This window comes from Lentibacillus sp. JNUCC-1 (assembly GCF_009741735.1).
Classification (GTDB): Bacteria; Bacillota; Bacilli; order Bacillales; family Amphibacillaceae; genus Lentibacillus_B.
In genome coordinates this window covers 1,420,022-1,443,178 of record NZ_WHOH01000003.1, presented here as the reverse complement: position 1 = coordinate 1,443,178, position 23,157 = coordinate 1,420,022, and the positions used below count along the sequence as shown (strand labels likewise).

Annotated in this window: 23 protein-coding genes and 3 pseudogenes; all 26 read left to right on the top strand. The window is 41.3% G+C overall.

The window, feature by feature from the left end:
* Positions 1-61: 61 nt before the first annotated feature.
* Positions 62-328: a 30S ribosomal protein S16 gene (gene rpsP / locus JNUCC1_RS17910; protein ID WP_156647045.1), complete on the top strand. Its 267-nt coding sequence runs from the start codon at positions 62-64 to the stop codon at positions 326-328.
* Between the two features lie 19 nt (positions 329-347).
* Positions 348-575, top strand: a complete 228-nt coding sequence (locus JNUCC1_RS17905; RefSeq protein WP_156647044.1) for a KH domain-containing protein — start codon at positions 348-350, stop codon at positions 573-575.
* Positions 576-661: 86 nt separating this feature from the next.
* Positions 662-1,051: a YlqD family protein gene (locus JNUCC1_RS17900; RefSeq protein ID WP_156647043.1), complete on the top strand. Its 390-nt coding sequence runs from the start codon at positions 662-664 to the stop codon at positions 1,049-1,051.
* Positions 1,052-1,136: 85 nt separating this feature from the next.
* Positions 1,137-1,577, top strand: a complete 441-nt coding sequence (gene rimM, locus JNUCC1_RS17895; RefSeq protein ID WP_331713901.1) for a ribosome maturation factor RimM — start codon at positions 1,137-1,139, stop codon at positions 1,575-1,577.
* Complete coding sequence (gene trmD / locus JNUCC1_RS17890) at positions 1,577-2,323, top strand: tRNA (guanosine(37)-N1)-methyltransferase TrmD (protein WP_156647042.1); 747 nt, start codon at positions 1,577-1,579, stop codon at positions 2,321-2,323. The genes rimM and trmD overlap by 1 nt, the downstream gene beginning before the upstream one ends.
* A 127-nt stretch (positions 2,324-2,450) precedes the next feature.
* Entirely contained in the window at positions 2,451-2,795 is a 345-nt protein-coding gene (rplS, locus tag JNUCC1_RS17885) for a 50S ribosomal protein L19 (protein WP_156647041.1), read from the top strand.
* Positions 2,796-3,489: 694 nt separating this feature from the next.
* On the top strand, positions 3,490-4,038 hold the full coding sequence (gene lepB, locus JNUCC1_RS17880) for a signal peptidase I (protein ID WP_156647040.1): 549 nt from the start codon (positions 3,490-3,492) through the stop codon (positions 4,036-4,038).
* 6 nt (positions 4,039-4,044) lie between these two features.
* Positions 4,045-4,893, top strand: coding sequence for a ribosome biogenesis GTPase YlqF (ylqF, locus tag JNUCC1_RS17875; protein ID WP_156647039.1), 849 nt, complete (start codon positions 4,045-4,047; stop codon positions 4,891-4,893).
* An 84-nt stretch (positions 4,894-4,977) separates the two neighbouring features.
* A pseudogene (locus JNUCC1_RS17870) lies at positions 4,978-5,750 on the top strand (ribonuclease HII).
* Between the two features lie 22 nt (positions 5,751-5,772).
* Entirely contained in the window at positions 5,773-7,536 is a 1,764-nt protein-coding gene (locus JNUCC1_RS17865; protein ID WP_156647038.1) for a hypothetical protein, read from the top strand.
* Positions 7,533-7,811 (top strand): EscU/YscU/HrcU family type III secretion system export apparatus switch protein, encoded by a 279-nt coding sequence (locus JNUCC1_RS17860; RefSeq protein ID WP_156647037.1) that lies wholly within the window; start codon positions 7,533-7,535, stop codon positions 7,809-7,811. The genes JNUCC1_RS17865 and JNUCC1_RS17860 overlap by 4 nt, the downstream gene beginning before the upstream one ends.
* Before the next feature lie 94 nt (positions 7,812-7,905).
* Positions 7,906-9,066, top strand: coding sequence for an ADP-forming succinate--CoA ligase subunit beta (gene sucC, locus JNUCC1_RS17855; RefSeq protein WP_156647036.1), 1,161 nt, complete (start codon positions 7,906-7,908; stop codon positions 9,064-9,066).
* Positions 9,067-9,134: 68 nt separating this feature from the next.
* Positions 9,135-10,037 (top strand): succinate--CoA ligase subunit alpha, encoded by a 903-nt coding sequence (gene sucD / locus JNUCC1_RS17850; RefSeq protein WP_156647035.1) that lies wholly within the window; start codon positions 9,135-9,137, stop codon positions 10,035-10,037.
* Between the two features lie 66 nt (positions 10,038-10,103).
* Positions 10,104-11,015: a DNA-processing protein DprA gene (gene dprA, locus JNUCC1_RS17845; protein WP_331713866.1), complete on the top strand. Its 912-nt coding sequence runs from the start codon at positions 10,104-10,106 to the stop codon at positions 11,013-11,015.
* A 172-nt stretch (positions 11,016-11,187) separates the two neighbouring features.
* Positions 11,188-13,266 (top strand): type I DNA topoisomerase, encoded by a 2,079-nt coding sequence (topA, locus tag JNUCC1_RS17840; protein ID WP_156647034.1) that lies wholly within the window; start codon positions 11,188-11,190, stop codon positions 13,264-13,266.
* 296 nt (positions 13,267-13,562) lie between these two features.
* A complete protein-coding gene (gene xerC, locus JNUCC1_RS17835) occupies positions 13,563-14,480 on the top strand; it encodes a tyrosine recombinase XerC (RefSeq protein WP_156647195.1) in 918 nt (305 codons plus the stop codon).
* Between the two features lie 15 nt (positions 14,481-14,495).
* Positions 14,496-15,043: pseudogene (gene hslV / locus JNUCC1_RS17830) on the top strand (ATP-dependent protease subunit HslV).
* A 14-nt stretch (positions 15,044-15,057) separates the two neighbouring features.
* Positions 15,058-16,455, top strand: coding sequence for an HslU--HslV peptidase ATPase subunit (gene hslU / locus JNUCC1_RS17825; RefSeq protein WP_156647033.1), 1,398 nt, complete (start codon positions 15,058-15,060; stop codon positions 16,453-16,455).
* Between the two features lie 30 nt (positions 16,456-16,485).
* Positions 16,486-17,265 carry a GTP-sensing pleiotropic transcriptional regulator CodY gene (codY, locus tag JNUCC1_RS17820; protein WP_156647032.1) on the top strand — a complete coding sequence of 260 codons (780 nt, stop codon included), beginning with the start codon at positions 16,486-16,488 and terminating at the stop codon, positions 17,263-17,265.
* A 245-nt stretch (positions 17,266-17,510) separates the two neighbouring features.
* Positions 17,511-17,909, top strand: coding sequence for a flagellar basal body rod protein FlgB (gene flgB / locus JNUCC1_RS17815; RefSeq protein WP_156647031.1), 399 nt, complete (start codon positions 17,511-17,513; stop codon positions 17,907-17,909).
* A gap of 2 nt (positions 17,910-17,911) precedes the next feature.
* Positions 17,912-18,364, top strand: a complete 453-nt coding sequence (gene flgC / locus JNUCC1_RS17810) for a flagellar basal body rod protein FlgC (protein WP_156647029.1) — start codon at positions 17,912-17,914, stop codon at positions 18,362-18,364.
* Between the two features lie 14 nt (positions 18,365-18,378).
* Positions 18,379-18,684 (top strand): flagellar hook-basal body complex protein FliE, encoded by a 306-nt coding sequence (gene fliE, locus JNUCC1_RS17805; protein ID WP_156647027.1) that lies wholly within the window; start codon positions 18,379-18,381, stop codon positions 18,682-18,684.
* 57 nt (positions 18,685-18,741) lie between these two features.
* The gene (gene fliF, locus JNUCC1_RS17800) at positions 18,742-20,340 is read left to right on the top strand and encodes a flagellar basal-body MS-ring/collar protein FliF (RefSeq protein WP_156647025.1); all 1,599 of its coding nucleotides are present in this window, start codon (positions 18,742-18,744) and stop codon (positions 20,338-20,340) included.
* Positions 20,341-20,350: 10 nt separating this feature from the next.
* On the top strand, positions 20,351-21,361 hold the full coding sequence (gene fliG, locus JNUCC1_RS17795; protein ID WP_331713865.1) for a flagellar motor switch protein FliG: 1,011 nt from the start codon (positions 20,351-20,353) through the stop codon (positions 21,359-21,361).
* The gene (gene fliH, locus JNUCC1_RS17790) at positions 21,354-22,097 is read left to right on the top strand and encodes a flagellar assembly protein FliH (RefSeq protein WP_197431791.1); all 744 of its coding nucleotides are present in this window, start codon (positions 21,354-21,356) and stop codon (positions 22,095-22,097) included. Before fliG ends, fliH begins: the two co-directional genes overlap by 8 nt.
* Positions 22,094-23,094 (top strand): annotated as a pseudogene (locus tag JNUCC1_RS17785) (FliI/YscN family ATPase); the annotation flags it as partial. The gene fliH and the pseudogene JNUCC1_RS17785, both read left to right, overlap by 4 nt.
* Positions 23,095-23,157 lie beyond the last annotated feature (63 nt).

The following is a 23,157-nucleotide window of genomic DNA, read 5'->3' as shown; positions in this document are numbered from 1 at the left end:
GACTTGTTCTTTTCTGTTAGAATCTAAAATTGTGAAAAACATTTATTGGAGGTGCAAGATTATGGCAGTAAAAATCAGACTCAAGCGCATGGGTTCAAAACGTAATCCATTTTATCGTATTGTTGTAGCAGACTCCCGTTCACCACGTGACGGACGCTACATTGAGCAAATTGGCACATACAACCCTGTAATCAACCCTGTTGAAGTCAAGATAGACAATGATAAAGCATTGGACTGGATGACAAAGGGTGCTAAGCCAAGCGACACAGTCCGCAACTTGTTTTCTAAAGAAGGCATCATGAAGCAATTCCACGAACAAAAAAATTAATGAGTGTGGAGTGATATCCATGAAAGCCCTAATTGAGTCCATCGTGACTGCCCTTGTTGATCATCCAGAGGATGTTGTGGTCAATACACAGGAAGAAGATGAGAAGATTGTTTACCATCTTACTGTTCATGAAAATGACGTCGGGAAGGTCATAGGGAAAAATGGACGAATTGCCAAGGCGATTCGCACAGTTGTATATGCAGCAAAAGATGATGGGGATAAACGGATTTATTTGGATATTATGTAAAGGGGAAGGGAGAATCTGCCTTTCCCTTTTTGCTCATTATACACATTCAAAAATCAGGCAGGCACATCCAAAAAAGGGTGATACCCATGAAAATTATTAAAAAAGTCTTGGTGAAGCAAGTTATTACAGAGAAGAGCCGGGCAAAGTTATATGATGACTTTAACACTCACAAATTACGGCTTGAACAAGAGTGTCAACAGCTTTTATTTGAGCAGAAAAAAGTAGAACGGAAAGCTCATGTTTCCAAACATGAAGCCACTGCTCGCTTTCAGCAGGAAATTAAAAACCGTAAAGAAAAGATCAAGCTGCTTGATTTTAAAATAGAACAGTTGGAAATGCTGGAAATAGGGACAGAAATAACCGAAAGCGAAGTTGACGCGCTTGTTGAGGTGGAAACCGGAATGAACTGGCGTGCCCTTATGCAAGGGACTTCAATAGTTGTCCAGGATGACATCGTAATCCGAATTGATGAATAGCAGGTGACAAAATGAAAGAATCCATGTATAACATTGGAAAAATCGTCAATACCCAAGGAATTCGGGGGAATTAAAAGTAGTTCGTATTACTGATTTTGATGATCGGTTTGAGGTTGGTAATACTGTATATGCCGTTCTCCCGAATAATTCCTCGCTTGAACTCAAAATCGACCAGCACCGGGTTCATAAAGGCTTTGATATTCTGCATTTTTCAGGGTATGACAACATTAATGATGTTGAACATCTGAAAGGCAGTCTATTAAAGATTAAAGCATCACAATTAACGGAGCTGGAGGAAGGCGAATATTACTTCCATGATATTATTGGATGCACTGTATGGACCACAGACGGGCAAGAACTTGGGACAATTAAAGAAATACTCTCCCCGGGAGCCAATGATGTATGGGTAATTAAACCCGAAAAAGGCAAAGACATTCTCATTCCATATATAGGAGATGTCGTTAAAGATGTGGATGTTGCAAACAAACGGATAGAGATTGAATTGATGGAAGGATTGCTTGATTAATGCATATTGATATATTGACACTATTTCCGGACATGTTTACTGGGGTCATGAATCAATCGATTTTAAAAAAAGCTCAAGATAAAGACAAGTTATCGTATAATCTAGTTAATTTTCGTGATTATACAACGAACAAGCACCACAAGGTCGATGACTATCCATATGGTGGCGGAGCGGGAATGGTATTGACCCCGCAGCCGGTGTTTGATGCTGTGGAGGCAATTACCAAAAACAGATCTCAAAGTCCTCGAATCATACTTATGTGCCCACAAGGTGAGACATTGACTCAACAAAAGTCTGAAGAACTTGCTGAAGAAGAGCATCTTATATTAATTTGTGGCCATTATGAAGGTTACGATGAGCGGATTAGAACCCATCTCGCGACAGACGAGATCTCTATAGGAGATTATATTCTTACTGGTGGTGAACTTGGCGCCATGGTTGTAATCGATAGTGTCGCTAGACTTCTGCCTGGCGTATTGGGCAACACCCAATCAGCCCCAGAAGATTCGTTTTCAACAGGGCTTCTGGAACATCCGCATTACACACGGCCAGCTGAATTTAGAGGTGCGAAAGTTCCTGATGTTCTCTTATCAGGTCATCATGAAAATATTGCGGCTTGGCGACGAGAACAATCTTTGATTAGAACGCTGAACCGACGTCCTGACCTGTTGGATCGTATTGACCTGAGCCAAAAAGATATTAAAACCCTGCAAAAGGCCAAAAAAGAAATAGAGAATCCAAAATAATAGTTGAACCCACTAATTCTTTATGATATATTAATTGATGTGCTTGAATTGCATAATTCAAGCCAGATAAACGATGTTCCGCTGTTTCATGCAAATATGAGCATTGGTTTGGAAGGAGTGAAACAGGATGCAAAAATTGATTGAAGAAGTTACACAGGACCAACTGCGTACAGATCATCCTGAGTTTCGTGCAGGTGACACGGTAAAAGTACACGTAAAAGTTGTTGAAGGTACACGTGAACGTATTCAGGTATTCGAAGGTGTTGTGATTAAACGTCAACATGGTGGAATCAGTGAAACATTTACTGTAAGAAAGTTATCTTACGGTGTAGGTGTTGAGCGTACATTCCCACTACATTCACCAAGAATAGCAAAAATAGAAGTCTCACGCCGCGGTATTGTTCGCCGTGCGAAGTTGTACTATCTACGCAACCTGCGTGGTAAAGCAGCACGCATCAAAGAACGCCGTTAATAACCGCTTTTTATACACAACCGTGATAAAAGCAACCAACAAAAGGAGCCTAGCTTTAAACAGCAGCTCCTTTTTTATTTACATAACCATTCTCACAACCTTAAATTCAGACGTAATTAAAGTAAACTGCGAAGTAATTAGATCCGCTATCATTTTATAAGAGGATCGTGATTTACGCTACGGGAAGTCGCTTTCCGCGGGCACGGCCTCAGCCTCCTCGCGGAAAGACCACCGCTGTGGGGTCTTCGCGCTCGTGCTGTTCCCGCAGGAGTCGACTTCCCTCCGCTCCAATCACTTCATGTTTATTCATTGCTTGGGTTGTTCTAATCACAAAAGGAATAGGCAAGTAACTCCTCATCTAGCTCGGGGAAAACACGGAGACTCCTGTGGGAGCAAAAGCCTCGATGAGACCCCGGAGCGCGCATTTGGGGAAGGAAGGCTAAGAGCGCGACATCCTGTCGCAACGCCTTCATGACCCACGTCCTGTGGGCCCGAGGCTCATCAGCGCCCACTGGACGCGGAGTGTTTTCCCCGAGCGGTTGCCAGAAGCAGTCATAAAGTTTTCTCTAGTTCGCAGTTTGTGTCTACTGCGAAAAGCAAGGGGTTTTGGTGTGGTTTGGTCGTTATAGTGGGTTTTTTGTGCGGGAAGATTTATAATATGGATACATATGCTGATTGACTCGGAGGAACGTGTATGATTGAATCGAAAAATGATTGGCTGGAATGGGTTAAGGCGTTGTTAATTGCTGTTTTGCTCGCTGTTGTGATTAAAACATATTTTTTCACACCTATTATTGTTGATGGGCCTTCGATGAAACCGACTTTAAGCGATCGGGATCAAATGATTGTTAATAAGTTCGCTTACCGTGTGGGTGAACCAAAACGATTTGACATTGTCGTTTTTCATGCTTCCGAGCAAAAGGACTTTATCAAAAGAATTATTGGCTTGCCCGGGGAACATGTTGCCGTTAAGGATAACGTTTTGTATATTAACGGAGAAGCGATAGAAGAGTCTTTTTTAAATCAAAATGATTATTTGTATACATGGGAAAGTGATTTTGTGCTTGAAGATCTACCAGGGGGATATGAACAAATCCCTGAAGGACACTATCTGGTATTAGGAGACAATCGCAACAATTCAACTGACAGCCGTGTATTTGGTGTAATCGACGGGGATGAAATCGTCGGTAAAACGAATTTAATTTATTGGCCACTGAAGCGAATTCAAATAGTAGGAGAGTAAAATGTTATGTCAATACAATGGTATCCCGGCCATATGGCAAAGGCCAAAAGAGAAGTGCAAGAGAAGATTAAGCTCGTAGATTTCGTTATTGAGCTTGTAGATGCACGTGCACCCGAATCTTCACAAAATCCAATGTTGCAACAGGTGTTGCAGCAAAAACCCAAACTGATCATTCTCATGAAAAAAGATTTGGCTGATGAAAATAAAACCGAGCACTGGATGCATTACTTTCATAATCAAGGCCACAAAGCAGCAGCGGTGGATGTTAATCGTAAACAAGACATCAATCATGTCATTCAGCAGGCGAGAGAAATCAGTCAGGCGACAGTCGATAAAATGGTCCGCAAAGGCATCAAACCAAGGGCAATGCGTGCCATGATTGTTGGCATCCCCAATGTTGGAAAATCTACATTGATCAATCGGCTAGCCAACAAGAAAATTGCTAAAACGGGGGATAAACCAGGCATCACACAAAAGCAGGCATGGATCAAAGTCAAGAATGAATTCGATCTGCTCGATACACCTGGCATCCTTTGGCCTAAATTTGAAGACGAAATTGTTGGTTACCGACTGGCCGCGATTGGCACTATCAAAGATCAATTGTTATCTTTACAGGATATTGCCGCATTTGCGCTCCAATATATTCAGGTTCATTATAAAGGCGTTTTAAAAACGCGTTACGGCACCGACGCGTCAACAGACGATATGGTTGAATTGTTTAATGATATTGGGCGTCAAAGAGGTGCGTTGCAAAGCGGAGGTTCTATCGATTTTGATAAAGTTGCCGATATCGTACTTGGGGATTTGCGTTCAGGACGCCTTGGACGTATTACACTTGAATCACCAGCAGAGTAAAGCGCATCCCGCATGGATGTGCTTTTTCATTTCAATTAAAAGATTTATAACCGATAATAAAGGGGAAAGAAGGGTGTTGGTTTCATGAAAGATAAAACCATTGCAGAAATTAAACATATGCTTACTCAGCTGGAAATGGTATCTCAGGAGGATATCCAACTGTTGAAAAGTGATCAACGCAAAGGGGTACAGAAATTACTTAGCGCTTATGAGAAACGCCGCATGACCCGAGAACGGCTAAATGCGCGTTATGATGAAATGTGCCAAATAGAAAAGACTTGGTTCGCTAAAGGGTGTGAGTACATTGCAGGTGTTGATGAAGCGGGGAGAGGCCCCTAGCTGGACCAGTGGTTGCGGCTGCTGTTATATTGCCAAAAGATTTTAGGTTAATCGGTTTAAACGACTCTAAACAACTCAGTGCCAGCAAAAGAGAGGCATTTTACCAATCGATTATTCAGAATGCTACAAGTTATGGGATCAGTGCTGTAAGTAATGAGAAGATTGATCAAATCAATATTTATGAAGCGACAAAATTGGCAATGACTCAAGCTATTGCTAAACTCGATCCCCAACCTGATTGCGTTTTGCTTGATGCAGTAGCCTTGGATAACCTCCCATGCCCATCAGAAGCACTGGTCAAAGGAGATTGTAAAAGTGTCAGCATAGCTGCAGCAAGTATTTTAGCAAAAGTGACACGAGACCGCATCATGCAGCAATTACATACTGAATACCCGGACTATCAATTTGAACAAAACATGGGTTATGGCACTAAACATCATCTTGATGCGCTTAGAGAAAAGGGTTCCTCCCCATATCATCGAAAAACATTCAGTCCGGTAAATCATATATCTGTATAAGTTTAATGAAAGGATGACTGCAATGCTTGTAAATCGATTTTCAAATCAAGCTATGCATAACACCGGTCTTGACAGGGTGCAATTGCGGGCAGGACAAATCATTCAAGGTAAAGTTCTTAATTTATACCCCGGTCAACATGCAACTATTCAAGTTGGCTCCCAAAAGTGGCAAGCGCAGTTGAAAGCCCCCCTTGCCAAAGGAGGTCATTATCATTTTAAAGTTGAGCAAGCAGGCAGTCCTTTCATTTTAAAAGTTGTTGGTCAGGCTCTGGGAAAGCAACCGATTCAAAACATTCATGCACTCCTTGACCAACTTGGGTTTGCGTCGTCAAAACAACGCACAGATTTTCTAGCAGACGTGATTAAATCTCAAATTCCATTTGGAAAGGAGCAACTTGCTCAGGCTTTTGGATTATTGGAAGCTGCCGGTTATCGAAAAGAAGCACAAGTGGCTGTTAAAACGATGATGGCTGACCGTCTGCCATTTATCGATAACATTCTAGCAGCTGTTCAAACAAAAAATACATCAACCTTATCACAAGAATTCCAGACGCTTACACAACATCTTCGGCAACAAAGGACTCAAGGGACTATGGGTATGCTGCTCAATCGGATGCAATGGCTTATGGATGCGCGCAATCCTTCTCCGAGCGAAGTCATCAGGCAAATTATAGATGGAGTCTCTCAAAACAATCCTGATTTCTTCCAATTACTTAAAACCTCGGGAACGATTGATCCGACTCTCGACTTTGACACATGGAAAAACGAGTGGTCCCAGTTTATGAAAGTTCATAACTGGAATCAATCGACTGTAAACTTACTCTTGAATCGGACAAGACTACCCTTTGCAATCAATCCAGAGGAGATGGCTGCCTCAATCAAACAACTCAGAGAAAATACCATTCCACAGTCTGTCCAAGATGTAATTAGAAGTTGGGAAGGTGTCGTTAAAAATGTGATATCACAAAACACGCGTTTGCCGAATGAAACATTTGAGGAATTGCAGCAAAACCTGCAACAAGCGTCTACGCAATTGTCATTGCCCCAACAGAATCGGCTTAATTCTCTTCTTAGCAATCAACCTGAAGGGCTCCAGGCATTGCAAGCTTATTTAGAAGCTCTTGTACATCAGCAAAAAATGATATCAAGTCCAAATCTGACCATACAAGAGCGTTTTCTTGCCCACATTGATACAACGCTCAGTCATATTGGGTTGGCTCATGAGTCTTTGCTTGCACGGGATACACAAGAAATAGAAGCAAGCATTAAATCATTACTGATTCAGCTGGTACAACAGCAGGACCAAACAATGAGTGAACGGGCCCAGCCATTATTGAATCTCATAAACGGGCTGCAAATTGATTCCGTACGTGAAACATCATTTCTTGTTCAAGCAGCCTTGCAGCTTCCTGGAGAAAAGATCGGTTTACATGAAGATATCTTACTTGAATTTAATGGGCGTAAAAGAAAAAATGGAACAATCGATCCAAGTGACTGTTCAATTCTATTTCATTTAAATCTTGCACATCTTAATGAAACGGTCATTGATATGCATATTCAAAAACGTACTGTTGCACTGACAATATGGAATGAGCAATCTGTCCATCCTGATCTGGCAGAATCCTTTAAACCAGCTTTAAAAGCAGGGCTTGAATCTTTGGATTATCATTTAACGCACATAAACTTTAAGCAGATTACAGACAGGTCTGACCGGCGTCCGGAAACAGGGTCGTCAGCTCAAACTTTTCCTGAAACAACCTATGAAGGGGTGGATTTAAGAATATGAAGCCCAGACGAAAAGCTATAGCGCTCAAGTATGACGATGCACAAGACTATGCGCCTAAAGTAACAGCAAAAGGTACAGGTCTTACGGCAGATAACATTATGAAAAAAGCCATTGAAAACAAAGTTCCCATTCAAGAGGACCCTTCTCTTACTGAATTACTGGCAGAACTGAATATTAATGAAAAGATACCTGAAGAATTGTATTTGGCAGTAGCTGAGGTATTCGCGTTTGTGTACAGAATGGATGAAGCGCAGAAAGATCATAAAGGTAAATAATAGATTCTGATCAAGAGCTTATTCTCTTATTCTTGTGAAACAAACGCTTTTTATATACAATAGACATGCAGTAATTTTTGTTAGGAGGATCAGTATGAACATTCATGAATATCAAGGCAAAGAAATCTTGCGCAGCTACGGCGTCAATGTGCCTAATGGCCATGTTGCATTTACAGTTGATCAAGCTGTCGAAGCTGCCAAAAAACTGGGCACTGATGTCACAGTGGTAAAAGCTCAAATTCACGCTGGCGGCCGCGGTAAAGCCGGCGGTGTAAAAGTCGCGAAAAATCTGGATGAAGTGCGTACATATGCTGAGGAAATTTTGGGCAAAACGCTTGTAACGCACCAAACAGGTCCAGAAGGCAAAGAGGTTAAACGCCTCTTAATAGAGGAAGGCTGCGATATTAAGAAAGAATATTACGTTGGTCTTGTATTAGACCGTGCCACTGGACGCATTGTTATGATGGCCTCTGAAGAAGGCGGTACTGAAATTGAAGAAGTGGCAGCGGAAACACCGGAGAAAATCTTCCAAGAAGAAATTGACCCAGTTGTAGGACTAATGCCTTACCAGGCACGTCGTCTGGCTTTTAACATTAATATTCCAGATGACCTTTTGTCTAAAGCAGTTAAATTTATGATGGGTCTGTACCAAGCCTATGCTGATAAAGATTGTTCAATAGCTGAGATTAATCCGCTTGTTACAACCGGGGATGGCCAAGTCATGGCTCTGGATGCAAAATTGAACTTTGATGACAATGCTCTGTATCGTCAAAAAGACGTTATGGATCTAAGAGATCTTGATGAAGAAGATGAAAAAGAAATTGAAGCCTCAAAACATGATCTGAGCTACATCTCTCTTGACGGCAATATTGGCTGTATGGTTAATGGTGCTGGCCTTGCAATGTCGACAATGGATATTATTAAACATTACGGCGGAGATCCCGCAAACTTCCTTGACGTTGGGGGCGGTGCAACCGCGGAGAAAGTAACCGAGGCGTTCAAAATTATTCTGTCTGATAAAAATGTAAAAGGGATATTTGTCAATATCTTCGGCGGTATCATGAAATGTGATGTCATTGCTGAAGGCGTCGTTGAAGCAACGAAACAAGTTGGTCTTGAAATCCCGCTTGTTGTCAGACTGGAAGGTACCAATGTGGATCTCGGCAAACAAATTCTTAAAGATTCCGGTTTGAATATCACCTCTGCTGATTCTATGGCAGATGGCGCTGAAAAGATCGTTTCCTTGGTAAAATAAGTTAGCTTAAAAAAGACGTTTATAGCTCTTGAATGATCGAAATTGTTATGTAGAAAGGACGGACGAACATGAGTATTTATGTCAATAAAGATACAAAAGTAATGGTCCAGGGAATTACCGGTGGAACCGCTAGATTCCATACCAAGCAAATGCTTGAATATGGGACAAAAATTGTAGCAGGCGTTACGCCCAAAAAAGGTGGCACTGATGTTGAAGGGGTACCTGTTTTTAACACGGTCCAAGATGCCGTAAATGAAACTGGTGCAACTGTATCAGTTGTTTATGTTCCTGCTCCTTTTGCTGCGGATGCCATTATTGAAGCGGTGGATGCTGAATTGGACATGGTGATCTGTATTACAGAACATATCCCGGTTATGGACATGGTTAAAGTAAAACGGTATATGGAAGGCAAACACACACGTCTTGTTGGACCGAACTGTCCTGGTGTGATCACGGCTGACGAAACTAAGATTGGTATAATGCCGGGTTATATTCATAAAAAGGGACATATCGGTGTCGTCTCACGTTCCGGAACTCTTACTTATGAAGCTGTCCATCAATTGTCAGAAGCTGGATACGGTCAAACCACTGCCGTTGGAATTGGCGGAGACCCTGTCAACGGAACGAATTTCATTGATGTGCTGAAGGCATTCAATGAAGATCCGGAAACAGAAGCCGTCATCATGATTGGTGAAATTGGCGGTACTGCTGAGGAAGAAGCAGCTGAATGGGTAAAAGCCAACATGAATAAACCAGTAGCCGGCTTTATCAGTGGTGCAACAGCACCTCCTGGGAAACGAATGGGACATGCTGGTGCGATTATATCAGGCGGTAAAGGTACTGCTGAAGAAAAAATCCGCATTATGACTGAGTGTGGCATTAAAGTTGCTGATACACCAGCTGTTATGGGGGAAACCATGATTGACATGTTAAAAGAAAAGAATCTGGATCAAAAGTGTAAAACCCATTAATGGGAATCATAGGGCCGAGAATGATCGGCCCTATGATAAAATATTGTAAAAAAAGGAAGTGACTTTGTGAAATATGTTCGACGACGATTGCTTCATATCACAAGATGCCGAGGTGCCAATAGACGTGTCATCCGCGCTTTTCTCCAATACGATCCTTCGTTAAAAACCATCTACAATTTATCTGCGAACGCGTTATCCATAACTTTTCCCATCTCGTATCAAAACGCTTTACAACTGAAGCAAGACCTAGGTTCAAAAGCCTTATTCGATGAAATTAAAAACGACCTCACTCAATTCCGAGCCATTACCATTTTGGACAAAGACTATCCTACTATATTAAAAACCATTCAAGATGCGCCTTTAATTTTGTATGCCCTGGGCAATGTGTCACTGCTGAAACACATACCTGCATTAAGTGTGATCGGAACTAGAACCCCATCAAAAGAAGCTCATGCCAAAGTTTCCTATATTGTAAAGCCGCTTATTGAAGGTGGCTGGATGACTGTAAGCGGTATGGCAAAAGGCATTGATGGTTTTGTTCATCAACTGACACTTGAACAAAAAGGGTTTACCATAGCTGTTTTAGGGAGTGGTTTTAATCATATTTATCCCCGAAATCACATCGATTTATTTTATCAGATTGCCACGAAAGGTCTTCTGTTAAGCGAATATCCGCCTGATACACCTCCAAGAAAACACCACTTCCCGGAAAGAAATCGCATCATTAGTGGCCTGAGTTTTGGCACCCTTGTCATCGAAGCTACGGAAAGAAGCGGAACGCTTATTACGGTGGATCAAGCTCTTGATCAAGGCAGAGAAGTTTACGCTGTTCCTGGATCTATTTTTCATAAACAGACAACAGGCTGTCATAAGATGATTCAAGACGGTGCCAAGCTCGTGCGAACTTCAGAAGACATATCTCAAGACTGGCACAATACGAGTATTGGCTTGTTTTATCAAACCCAAGTGAATGATTGATTATTTGACAAATGCAAACGATGTATTTAGTATTAGTAGCGATTTGTCATCTGTAAAAACTGGAACCGCATCATGATGCTTCAAATATAATAAAAGCATGTATGTAACCATTAACAATAAAAATTTTCAGTAACTGAATGGTTGAAAGAACCTCAGTACAGGAGGAAGAAATATGTCTGATTACCTTGTCATAGTTGAATCTCCGGCCAAAGCGAAAACAATAGAACGTTACCTCGGTAAAAAATATACTGTAAAGGCTTCAATGGGCCATGTCCGTGACTTGCCCAAAAGTCAAATGGGTGTAGACGTTGACAATGAATATCAGCCAAAGTATATTACCATTCGCGGCAAAGGGGACATTCTCAAAGATCTTAAAAAAGCAGCTAAAAAGGCCAAACGCATCTACCTTGCAGCTGACCCGGATCGTGAAGGTGAAGCAATAGCATGGCATCTTGCCCATGCATTAAACGTAGATGATCAAACAGACTGCCGTGTGGTCTTCAATGAAATCACAAAAGAGTCTGTCAAGGCTTCGTTTAAACATCCTAGAAAGATTAACGAAAACCTCGTTGACGCTCAACAGGCGAGACGAATACTTGACCGCCTGGTCGGCTATAACATCAGTCCTCTGTTATGGAAGAAAGTTAAGAAAGGCTTAAGCGCCGGCCGTGTGCAATCAGTAGCAGTCAAAATGATCATTGACAGAGAAAATGAAATTAAGAATTTCAAGCCCGAAGAATATTGGTCTATTACGGCTGATTTCCTGAAGGATCAAGAAACGTTCGAAGGCTCGTTTTACGGAATCGATGGAAAAAAACAAGATCTGCCTAACCGAGAAGAAGTGGATGCTATATTGAATAAACTTCAAGGGGATACCTTTTCTGTTGATAAAGTAAATAAAAGAGAACGCAAGAAAAACCCTGCAAAGCCTTTTACGACTTCTTCTCTTCAGCAAGAGGCCGCTCGCAAACTGAATTTCAGAGCTAAAAAGACAATGATGATTGCCCAGCAATTATATGAAGGAATTGATTTAGGCAAGAAAGCAGGAGGCATTCAAGGTCTTGTTACCTATATGCGTACAGATTCAACCCGTGTTTCCGATACCGCAAAACAAGAAGCCAAAGGTTACATTGAAGAACAGTATGGTAAGAACTACCTGGGTTTCTATAAAGCAGGGAAAAAGCAAGAAGGGGCTCAAGATGCACACGAAGCTATCCGTCCCACTTCTGTTTTGCGTGACCCTAAATCGTTGAAGAGCATTCTGTCAAGAGACCAATACAGGCTTTACAAACTCATATGGGAACGATTTTTAGCAAGCCAGATGGCACCTGCCATTCTTGATACAATGACCGTTCATTTATTAAATAATAACGTTGAATTCCGCGCCACAGGGTCCGTTGTGAAATTTAAAGGGTTTATGAAAATTTACGTAGAAGGAACGGATGATGACAAAAAGACAGAAGACAAACGATTGCCTGAGCTTGTAGAAGGAACGGATGTTAAAGCGTCGAAGATCTCACCAAATCAGCACTTCACACAGCCACCGCCAAGATATACGGAAGCACGCCTGGTGCGTACTATGGAAGAAAAAGGAATCGGGCGACCATCAACGTACGCCCCTACCCTAGATACAATTCAGCGTCGGGGTTATGTCAGTATGGATAATAAACGCTTTGTCCCTACCGAACTTGGAACAATTGTTATTGATATTGTACAAGAGTTTTTCCCGGAAATTATTAACGTTGATTTTACCGCCAAGATGGAAAATGACCTCGATTCCATTGAAGATGGTGATATGAATTGGGTAAAGCTAATCGACCATTTCTACGTCGACTTCAATAAACGTCTGCAAAAAGCAGAACAGGAAATGGAAAAAATTGAAATCAAAGATGAACCAGCCGGGATTGATTGTGAAAAATGCGGTCATGAAATGGTTTATAAAATGGGACGATATGGACAATTTCTTGCGTGCTCTAATTTTCCGGATTGTCGTAACACAAAGCCGATCTTGAAAAAAATAGGCGTCACCTGTCCTAAGTGCAAACAAGGTGATGTTGTAGAAAGAAAGTCTAAAAAACGTAGAATCTTCTACGGGTGTGACAGGTTTCCAGAATGTGATTTCGTCTCCTGGGATAAACCAATATCGCGGCCTTGTCCAAAGTGCAGTGGTCTGCTAGTAGAGAAAAAACGTAAAAAAGAAACACAAGTCCAATGCACCTCTTGCAGTTATAAAGAATCCACTCAAAGCTAAATAAAAACTGCCCTTATAAGGGCGGTTTTTATATTTGACGTTTAAAAATAAGTATTTGGGCAATATTGATACATAGCGAATCAATTTTAGAATAATGCCATTGTTATGTGTTGACTATTGCATTTTTACAGCTTATAATTGCCTATTGGTAAGTGAATTCACTTGACACCATGAAGCTTTTTATTTGTTAGTATAGCAAGTCACATCCGAATTTTGTTACAATTATGTTAAATCCGTTGCTTATAACAACCAAATATGGTATTCTTTTTTATGGTGTTGCAAAATGGAGTGGAACAATGGGAATTTTCTCAAAAGAGTTATCAGCTTTTGTAACATACTTAAAGATTGAAAAAGCCGCATCGCCTTATACAATCGAATTTTATCAAGCTGATCTAGAGTCATTTTTCGTGTTTCTTCATGAAGAACAGATATTTAATTTAGAAGATGTAAATGCACAAATCGTTCGCCTGTATCTTACAAGGTTATATAATCGTCACTTCAGCAGGAACTCTGTTGCGCGCAAAATTTCATCACTTAGAAGTTTTTATAAATTTTTAGAGCGAGATCACAAGGTTCAGGCCAATCCTTTTGGAAATATAGATTTGCCTAAAGGACACCACACAATACCTGGATTTTTATATGATGCAGAACTTGAGAAACTGTTTAGTGTCAGTGATCTTGAAACGCCTCTTGGGCAGCGCAATCAGACTATTTTAGAATTACTCTATGCCACAGGAATGCGAGTCGGTGAGTGTACTGCAGTTCAATTGGAGGACATTGATTTCGCACTCGGATTGCTGCTTGTTAATGGAAAAGGAAGAAAAGAACGTTATGTGCCATTTGGTCGCTTTGCTGCCATTGCCTTAGAAACTTATATTGAAGATGGCCGCAAGCGACTGCTGGATAGATCAGGCGCGGATACTTCGACTCTATTCCTAAATGCAAAGGGAAAACCGTTGACCGCACGAGGTGTGAGGCTTGTTTTATCGAAATTGGTCGAAAAAGCTGCTATGACAATTCATTTGCACCCGCATAAAATGAGACATACGTTCGCAACACATATGTTGAATGAAGGTGCAGACTTGAGAACAGTACAAGAGTTACTGGGACATGAACATCTATCCTCCACACAAATATATACACATGTTACAAAGGACAGACTGCGTCATGTGTATATGTCAAGTCACCCACGTGCAAAAAATGACAATGAGTAGAATGGAGTGATTGATCTGGAACAAAGCATGCATGCGACAACGATTTTTGGAATCATGCATAACGGTCAGTGTGCAATGGCAGGTGACGGGCAGGTCACACTTGGCAACGCTGTCGTAATGAAACACAAAGCCAAGAAAGTCAGACGTCTCTTTAAAGGCAATGTTCTTGCCGGCTTTGCTGGATCGGTAGCTGATGCTTTTACACTGTTTGAGAAATTTGAAGGCAAACTTGAAACGTATGATGGCAATTTAGCACGAGCAGCAGTAGAACTTGCTAAAGAATGGCGAAGTGATAAGGTGCTGCGGAAGTTGGAAGCTATGCTCATTGTCATGGATAAAGAGCAAATGTTTCTGGTTTCCGGTACTGGAGAGGTTATTGAGCCTGATGATGGTATATTAGCCATCGGTTCAGGGGTAACTTTGCTTTAAGCGCAGGGCGTGCACTCCAACGCTATTCCAGTGACATGAGTGCTGAATCAATTGCTAAAGCAGCTCTTGAAATTGCAGGTGAAATTTGTGTCTACACAAATGACCAGATTACACTTGAGGTACTTGATAATTAGGGAGGATTATGTTTATGGGACTGAATCTGACCCCGAGAAAGATTGTTGAACAGCTTGATCGTTATGTGATCGGTCAGGAAAGTGCCAAGAAGTCCGTAGCTGTTGCGCTAAGAAACCGTTATAGACGCATGCAGCTTGAAAGTGCCATTAAAGAAGAAATTGTACCTAAAAATATTTTAATGATCGGACCGACCGGCGTTGGAAAAACTGAAATCGCCAGACGTTTGGCGAAATTAGTAGGAGCCCCCTTCATCAAAGTTGAAGCGACCAAATTTACCGAAGTTGGTTACGTGGGCCGTGATGTTGAGTCCATGGTGCGTGATCTGGTCGAAATGGCTGTACGCATGGTGAAAGAAGAAAAAATGGAACAGGTACATGAACGCGCTGAAAGAGAAGCCAACAAAAAGCTCGTTTCCCTTCTGGCTCCACAGGCTAAAAAACAATCAAACAAAATGCAAAACCCGTTGGAAATGCTTTTTTCCCAGCAGGGTGAAGAAAATGATACTGAAGAAAAGTCAGAAGCGAACGAAGAGATTCGTAATAAACGACAACGCGTGGAACATCAATTGTACATGGGGGAATTGGAAGATCACGTTGTAACAGTTGAAATTGAAGAACAGCCCCCATCAATGTTTGACATGCTCCAAGGTTCGGGTATGGAACAAATGGGTATGAACATGCAAGATGCATTTAGTAAGTTCATGCCAAAAACAAACAAAAAACAGAAGTTACCAGTTTCTGATGCCAGAAAGATATTAACACAGCAAGAAGCGCAAAAACTGGTTGATATGGATGAAGCCGCTAATGAGGCCGTGAAGCGTGCAGAGCAATCTGGTATCATCTTTATCGATGAGATTGATAAAGTTGCCGGCAAACAAGATAATTCCCCTAATGTCTCTAGAGAAGGCGTTCAGCGTGATATATTGCCAATTGTTGAAGGCTCCAGTGTGGTTACGAAATATGGCCCAGTTAATACAAGTCATATGCTGTTTATAGCAGCAGGTGCCTTCCATATGGCGAAACCCGCAGATTTAATACCTGAGCTTCAGGGCAGATTCCCTGTGAGAGTTGAATTAAGCAAGTTATCTGTAGCAGATTTCAAGCGCATATTAAATGAACCTTCTAACGCTTTGTTGAAGCAATATACAGCTTTATTGGAAACAGAAGGTATAAATGTCGTTTTTACAGAGCAAGCTGTAGACAGACTAGCAGAAATTGCCTATCAAGTTAATCAGGAAACAGATAACATTGGGGCCAGACGCTTGCACACCATTTTAGAAAAATTACTTGAAGATTTATCATTTGAAGCTCCGGATATAACAATGGAAAAGATCGAGATCACAGCCGAGTACGTTGACAAAAAGTTGAATGATATTGTAGGAAATAAAGACTTGAGTCAATTTATTCTATAAAATATACCCACTATTGAATGGAGGATCATTATGAAACTATTGGATCGAGCTAGAAAAATCAACGCTATGTTACAGAAAACAGGTGGCAAACCTGTGAACTTTGTAGAGATGAGTGAATCATTACGTGATGTTATTAAAGGAAATGTATTTATCGTAAGCAGACGAGGCAAGCTCTTGGGTTACGCCATCAATCAGGAAATTGAGAATGAGCGCATGAAATCAATGCTTGAGGAAAGACAATTTCCGGAAGAGTATACCCAGCGTTTGTTTAATATTTATGAAACAACTTCAAACTTGGATATCGAAAGCCAGTACACGGCATTTCCTGTCGAAAACAAAGAGCTGTTTAAAGAAGGTTTAACAACGATTGTACCAATCATGGGCGGAGGCGAACGTCTCGGAACATTGATACTAAGCCGTTTGAAAGACGAGTTCAGTGACGATGATTTGCTTCTCGGCGAATATGGGGCAACAGTTGTTGGAATGGAAATTCTTCATGAAAAAACAGAAGAGATTGAAACAGAAGCCCGTTCTAAAGCCGTTGTGCAAATGGCCATCAGTTCATTGTCATATAGTGAACTCGAAGCCATTGACCATATCTTTGAAGAACTGGATGGCAAAGAAGGCCTCCTTGTTGCAAGTAAAATTGCCGATCGCGTAGGTATAACACGTTCTGTTATTGTTAATGCTCTGCGTAAACTCGAAAGTGCCGGTGTAATTGAATCTAGATCCTTGGGGATGAAAGGAACGTATATTAAAGTTCTTAACGACAAATTTCTTGTTGAACTTGAAAAACTCCGTTCAAGATAAATAGTAAATTTTTATAAAAAGCAGCTCTCCTTTGTAGGAGAGCTGCTTTTTATATATTTAGCGAATTATGTAGATAAATGATGATAACTCATACAAATTTCATAGGCTTTAAGTCCTATTTCACAAATCCTACAAGAAAAATGTCGAAACACGATAGACATTACCAGTTTTATCTTTTACAATGTGGTTATGTATAATAAAGGAAAAAAGAGATAAACCCAGATTTTAGCCAAGGAGGAAAAAAGATGAGTCTGTTTGGCGGAACTATAAAAACACTTGAACATGGACTTGATTTTGCATCTGCAAAAAACAAAGCCATCTCGAACAACATAGCCAATGTTGACACACCACACTATAAAGCGAAAAATGTACAATTTAAAGATGAACTTCATAAATTTATGGATGAGCCTCTTGCAGCAAAACGCACACATCCCAAGCACCTCACTTTTTCAGCGGGCAATCCCCAACAGCCCTACCGAACATCCAATAATTCCCAAACTGTTTATAATCATAATGGCAATAATGTCGATATAGATAAAGAAATGGCTGAACTGGCTAAGAATCAAATTTATTATCAGGCTTTAATTGACCGGTTAAACGGAAAGTTCGGGAGCTTGCAGACAGTGATTAGGGGAGGTAGGTAAGGATGTCCATGTTTAACGCTCTAAATTCGAGTGCTAGCGCCCTGACGGCACAGCGTCTCAGAATGGATGTTGTATCTTCAAACATAGCAAACTCAGATACAACCAGGGCAACTGTGAATGAAAACGGGGAAGTTGTCCCATACCGTCGTAAAATGGTAACCGTCGCACCAAAAGGTGGGGGCTTCCAATCCTTTTTAAACCAAGCACAAAACAACACTGCCTCTTCTGGCGGCGTAAAGGTCACAGGCATTGTGGAAGATGAAAGCCCCTTTAAAATGGTATACAACCCCCAGCATCCTGATGCTGATGACAACGGGTATGTACAAATGCCCAATGTTGATCCCCTGAAAGAAATGGTCGACATGATGAGTGCTACTAGGAGCTATGAGGCCAATATAACATCGCTTAACGCCAGCAAGAATATGCTTATGAAAGCACTTGAAATTGGTAAATAACGAGGTGACAAATAATGAAAGGCGTATCCGAACTCAATAATCTCGCATTACATAACAACTCACTGCAACCAACATCACCGGTTAAACCAGAGGAGAAATCGCATCATTTCAGTGAGCTGTTAAAAGGTGCGATTGAAACTGTTAATCAAGCGCAAAATCATTCAGATCAAAAGACCCAGGCGCTTGCTGCTGGAAAAACAGATGACCTGCATGACGTCATGATTACTGCTCAAAAAGCGGGTATCATGTTGGAAACCTCTGTGCAAATCCAGCAAAAAGCAATTGATGCATACAACGAAATTATGCGTATGCAGATTTAAGAATGACGGCTCAAAAAACGTTTTGACAAAAAGAAGTAAACATTTGGCGGGGGAAATATGAACAATAGATTAAAAAATTATATCAAAAGAACCCAGTCCTATTGGACAGAACGCTCTAAAACACAAAAAGTGGTTTTTGGCGGGTCAATGGGATTAATTATTATTCTGCTCGCAGCTGTTGTTATATTATCAACCAATACCAGCTACGTTCCCCTGTACAAAGATTTGTCGCTTCAGGAAGTTGGACAAATAAAGGAGGAACTGGATTCAAGGGGCGTTTCTTATGAATTGACTTCCGGTGGATCGACCATTGAGGTACCTCGGGAACAAGCGGATGCTTTATTGGTTGATTTAGCGGCGTTGGGTATACCAAAGAGCGGCAATATTGATTACTCATTTTTTAGTGAAAACAAATCATGGGGGACGACAGACAACGAATTCAACATCATGAAGCTTGACGCAATGCAAACTGAATTATCGACTCTTATCAGCAGAATAGAAGGCATAAATGATGCTGACGTTATGATTAACATGCCGAAAGAACCGGTATTTATCAGTGATGCGAAAGAAGAAGCAACAGCCTCAATTGTCATTAATACAAAACCAGGCTATAAGTTCCAGGGCGGCCAAGTGAACTCACTATATCATTTGGTATCTAAAGCTGTACCGAATCTGCCGACAGAAAATATTGTAATTATGAATCAGTATTCCGAGTATTATGATCAAACGGATAATAGCAATTATCAGCAGCAAACGACCTATACATATCAACAAACTGTTAAGCAAGACATTGAACGTGACGTGCAGCGCAGAGTACAACAAATGCTTGGCGCAATGGTCGGGAGCGACAATGTAATCGTCTCTGTTACAGCTGATATAGATTTCACCCAAGAAAACCGCACAGAAGAACTTATTCAGCCGGTTGATGTTGAGAATATGGAAGGACTTCCAGTTAGCATAGAGCGGATCCAGGAATCATACTCCGGCAATCCTCCTGCGGGTGGCGTCGCCGGTTCCGGAAATGAAGACATTGATAACTATCCTGGTGCTGATGATGATTCAGAAGGCGATTATGAATTGTCCAAAGAAACCATTAACAATGAATACAATAGGATAAGGAAAAACATTGTCGAAAGTCCATATAAGATTAGGGACCTTGGCGTTCAGGTAGCTGTTGATAATGTTAAATCCCGTTCGGATAATGATGTTCAGTATTTAACAGCTCAAGATGAAGAAGCAGTTAGAGCAGGAATATCCTCCATACTGGATTCAATGATCAACACCTCGATTGATAAGGATTACGGTGAGATTAATCCAGATGAAAAAACGTCAATTGTATTCCAGGAGTTCAGTGATGACCTTAAAATGCCCGAGACGCCTGCTCCAGTTATACCGTTATGGCTATACATTACTGCAGGTGCACTCTTACTGGTTATTATTTTACTTTTAATCCTGCTTGTAAGGACAAAACGCAAAGGTAAAGTAGAAGAGGTAACTGAAACAACAATGCCTGCACCAGAGCAGCCTGAAATTCCTGACCTTGAGACTCAAGAAGAATCAGAAGAAACGATCAGAAGAAAACAACTTGAAAAAATGGCCAAAGATAGACCGGAAGAATTCGCCAAACTTCTTCGCAGTTGGATATCTGAAGAGTAGGGGTGTGATCGTGGCGAGACAAAAAACTTTATCTGGTAAACAGAAAGCTGCTGTATTATTAATTTCCATGGGACCTGATGTTTCAGCTCAAGTGTACAAACATTTAACTGAAGAAGAAATTGAAAAATTGAGTCTGGAGATCTCTTCAGTTAAAAAGGTGGATAAAACGATTAAAGAGGACGTACTGGATCAGTTTCATCAAATTGCGCTTGCGCAGGATTACATTTCCCAAGGAGGGATTGGCTATGCCAAAACCGTTTTGGAAAAAGCATTTGGGGAAGATGAGGCAACAAATATTATTAACCGGTTAACATCTTCATTGCAGGTAAGACCTTTTGATTTTGCCCGCAAAGCTGACCCCATGCAGCTATTAAACTTTATACAAAATGAACACCCTCAAACAATAGCACTCGTACTATCTTACTTAGATGCAGAACAAGCTGGTCAAATCTTATCAGGTTTACCTGAGGAGCTTCAAGCTGACATTGCAAGACGGATCGCTTTGATGGACTCAACCTCCCCGGATATTATCAGTCAGGTTGAACAAATTCTTGAGCGGAAAATCTCCTCCTCATTAACAGAAGATTATGCTCAGACTGGCGGCATACCTGCTGTAGTCGAAGTATTGAATGGTGTTGACCGCAGTACAGAACGGACGATACTTGATGCTCTTGAAGTTCAGGACCCGGATCTCGCAGAAGAAATTAAGAAGCGGATGTTTGTATTTGAAGATATTGTTATTCTTGATAACCGAGCAATCCAGCGAGTAGTGCGGGAAGTGGATAATGAAGATCTGAGACTTTCTCTTAAAGTCGCCAGTGATGAGGTAAAAGATATTGTATTTAAAAACATGTCACAAAGAATGGCAGAAACGTTTAAAGAAGAGATGGAATTCATGGGACCTGTCAGACTGCGGGACGTAGAAGAGGCTCAAACACGGATCGTTGGTACGATTCGCAGGCTGGAAGAAATCGGCGAAATCGTCATAGCACGCGGCGGCGGAGATGATATTATTGTCTAATTTATCACATCATATTAAACAAATAAGGATTAAGCCCATTCATATTTCAAAACGCCCCAATCATGAAACACCCGATGAAGAAATCTCCGTCCAGCAAGCCGAAGAACAAGTTGAACTGTTGAAAAATGATATCACTCGACTAAAAGAAGAACAAAGTGCGCTTATAGAAGAAACAAATACAAGTATTCACGAGGAAAAAAGAAAATGGGCAGAAGAAAAACAAGGGTGGATAGAAGAAGCACAGAGGGAAGGTTATGAACAAGGGTTTTCAAGTGGCAAAGAAGAAGCGTTGAAGTCATACAGTGAATTGCTTCAACAAGCAAATAGTATCGTAGACCTCGGTAAGAGTGATTACTATGAAACTGTTCAAAAAAGTACTGACGCTATTTTAGATCTGGGAATCAGAACTGCTGAAAAGATCTTGCACAGTCACTTAGAGAAAAACCCCGAGTCTTTCTTAACCATCGTTCATCACGCAATCAATGAGTTAAAGAATCAGTCTGATGTATCTATTTATCTATCACCAGAAAACTATGAACAAGTACTCAAGCAAAAAGACGAGTTGGTCCAACTAATAGGAGAGAACTCAACTTTGAATCTGTATATTAAGGAAGACATGGTCAGAAACCAATGTTTGATTGAACACCCTTACGGGCAAATTGACGCAGGAATCGACACACAGTTGACCCAAATAAGGAAAAGTTTGCTGGATTATACAAGGGAGCAAAACCAATGAATGTGATGTCCTACATAAATCGAATTGATCAAACCGATCCTTATAAACGGTACGGAAAAGTACTCCGGGCAGTTGGCCTGATGATTGAATCACTTGGCCCGGATGTGAGACTCGGAGAAGTGTGTTATATACATCCTGTTAAGCAAGATAAAAAACCGGTTCTGTCCGAAGTGGTCGGGTTTGACGAAGAAAAAATTATTTTGATGCCTTATGCAGAGGTAAGTGATATCGGTCCAGGGTGTATTGTAGAGGCCAGCGGTGATCCGTTAACAATTAAAATCGGCCGCGGTTTGATCGGTAAGGTGTTGAATTCTTTGGGCACGCCACTAGACGGCACACCACTTGCGAAAGGACTTGCAAGCTTCCAGACTGAACGAACACCTCCCAATCCGTTATCAAGAGCGCCAATCAAGGAGCCCGTTCAAGTGGGGGTTAAAGCAATTGATAGTCTGCTTACAGTCGGGAAAGGTCAAAGAATAGGTATTTTTGCAGGCAGTGGGGTCGGTAAGAGCACATTGCTGGGCATGATAGCCAGAAACAGCAGTGCAGATATTAACGTGATCGCTTTAATCGGAGAACGCGGCAGAGAGGTAAGAGAATTTCTGGAGAACGATCTTGGAGAAGAGGGTCTTGCTAAATCTGTTGTCGTGGCTGCAACATCTGACCAGCCTGCATTAATGCGGATTAAAGGCGCGTACACAGCAACAGCTATCAGTGAATATTTTCGTGATCAAGGTTTCCATGTGAATCTCCTAATGGATTCCGTAACCAGATTTGCCATGGCACAACGTGAAGTCGGGTTGGCAACAGGAGAACCCCGACGACGAAGGGATACACCCCAAGCGTGTTTGCCAATTTGCCGAAACTCTTGGAACGAACGGGAACAAGTGACAGTGGTGCAATCACAGCTTTTTATACGGTGCTTGTTGATGGCGATGATTTAAATGAACCGATTTCAGATACTGTTCGAGGAATTCTCGATGGCCATTTTGTTCTGGACAGGAAGCTAGCTGAACAGGGGCAATTTCCAGCCATCAATATTTTGAAATCCGTCAGCAGG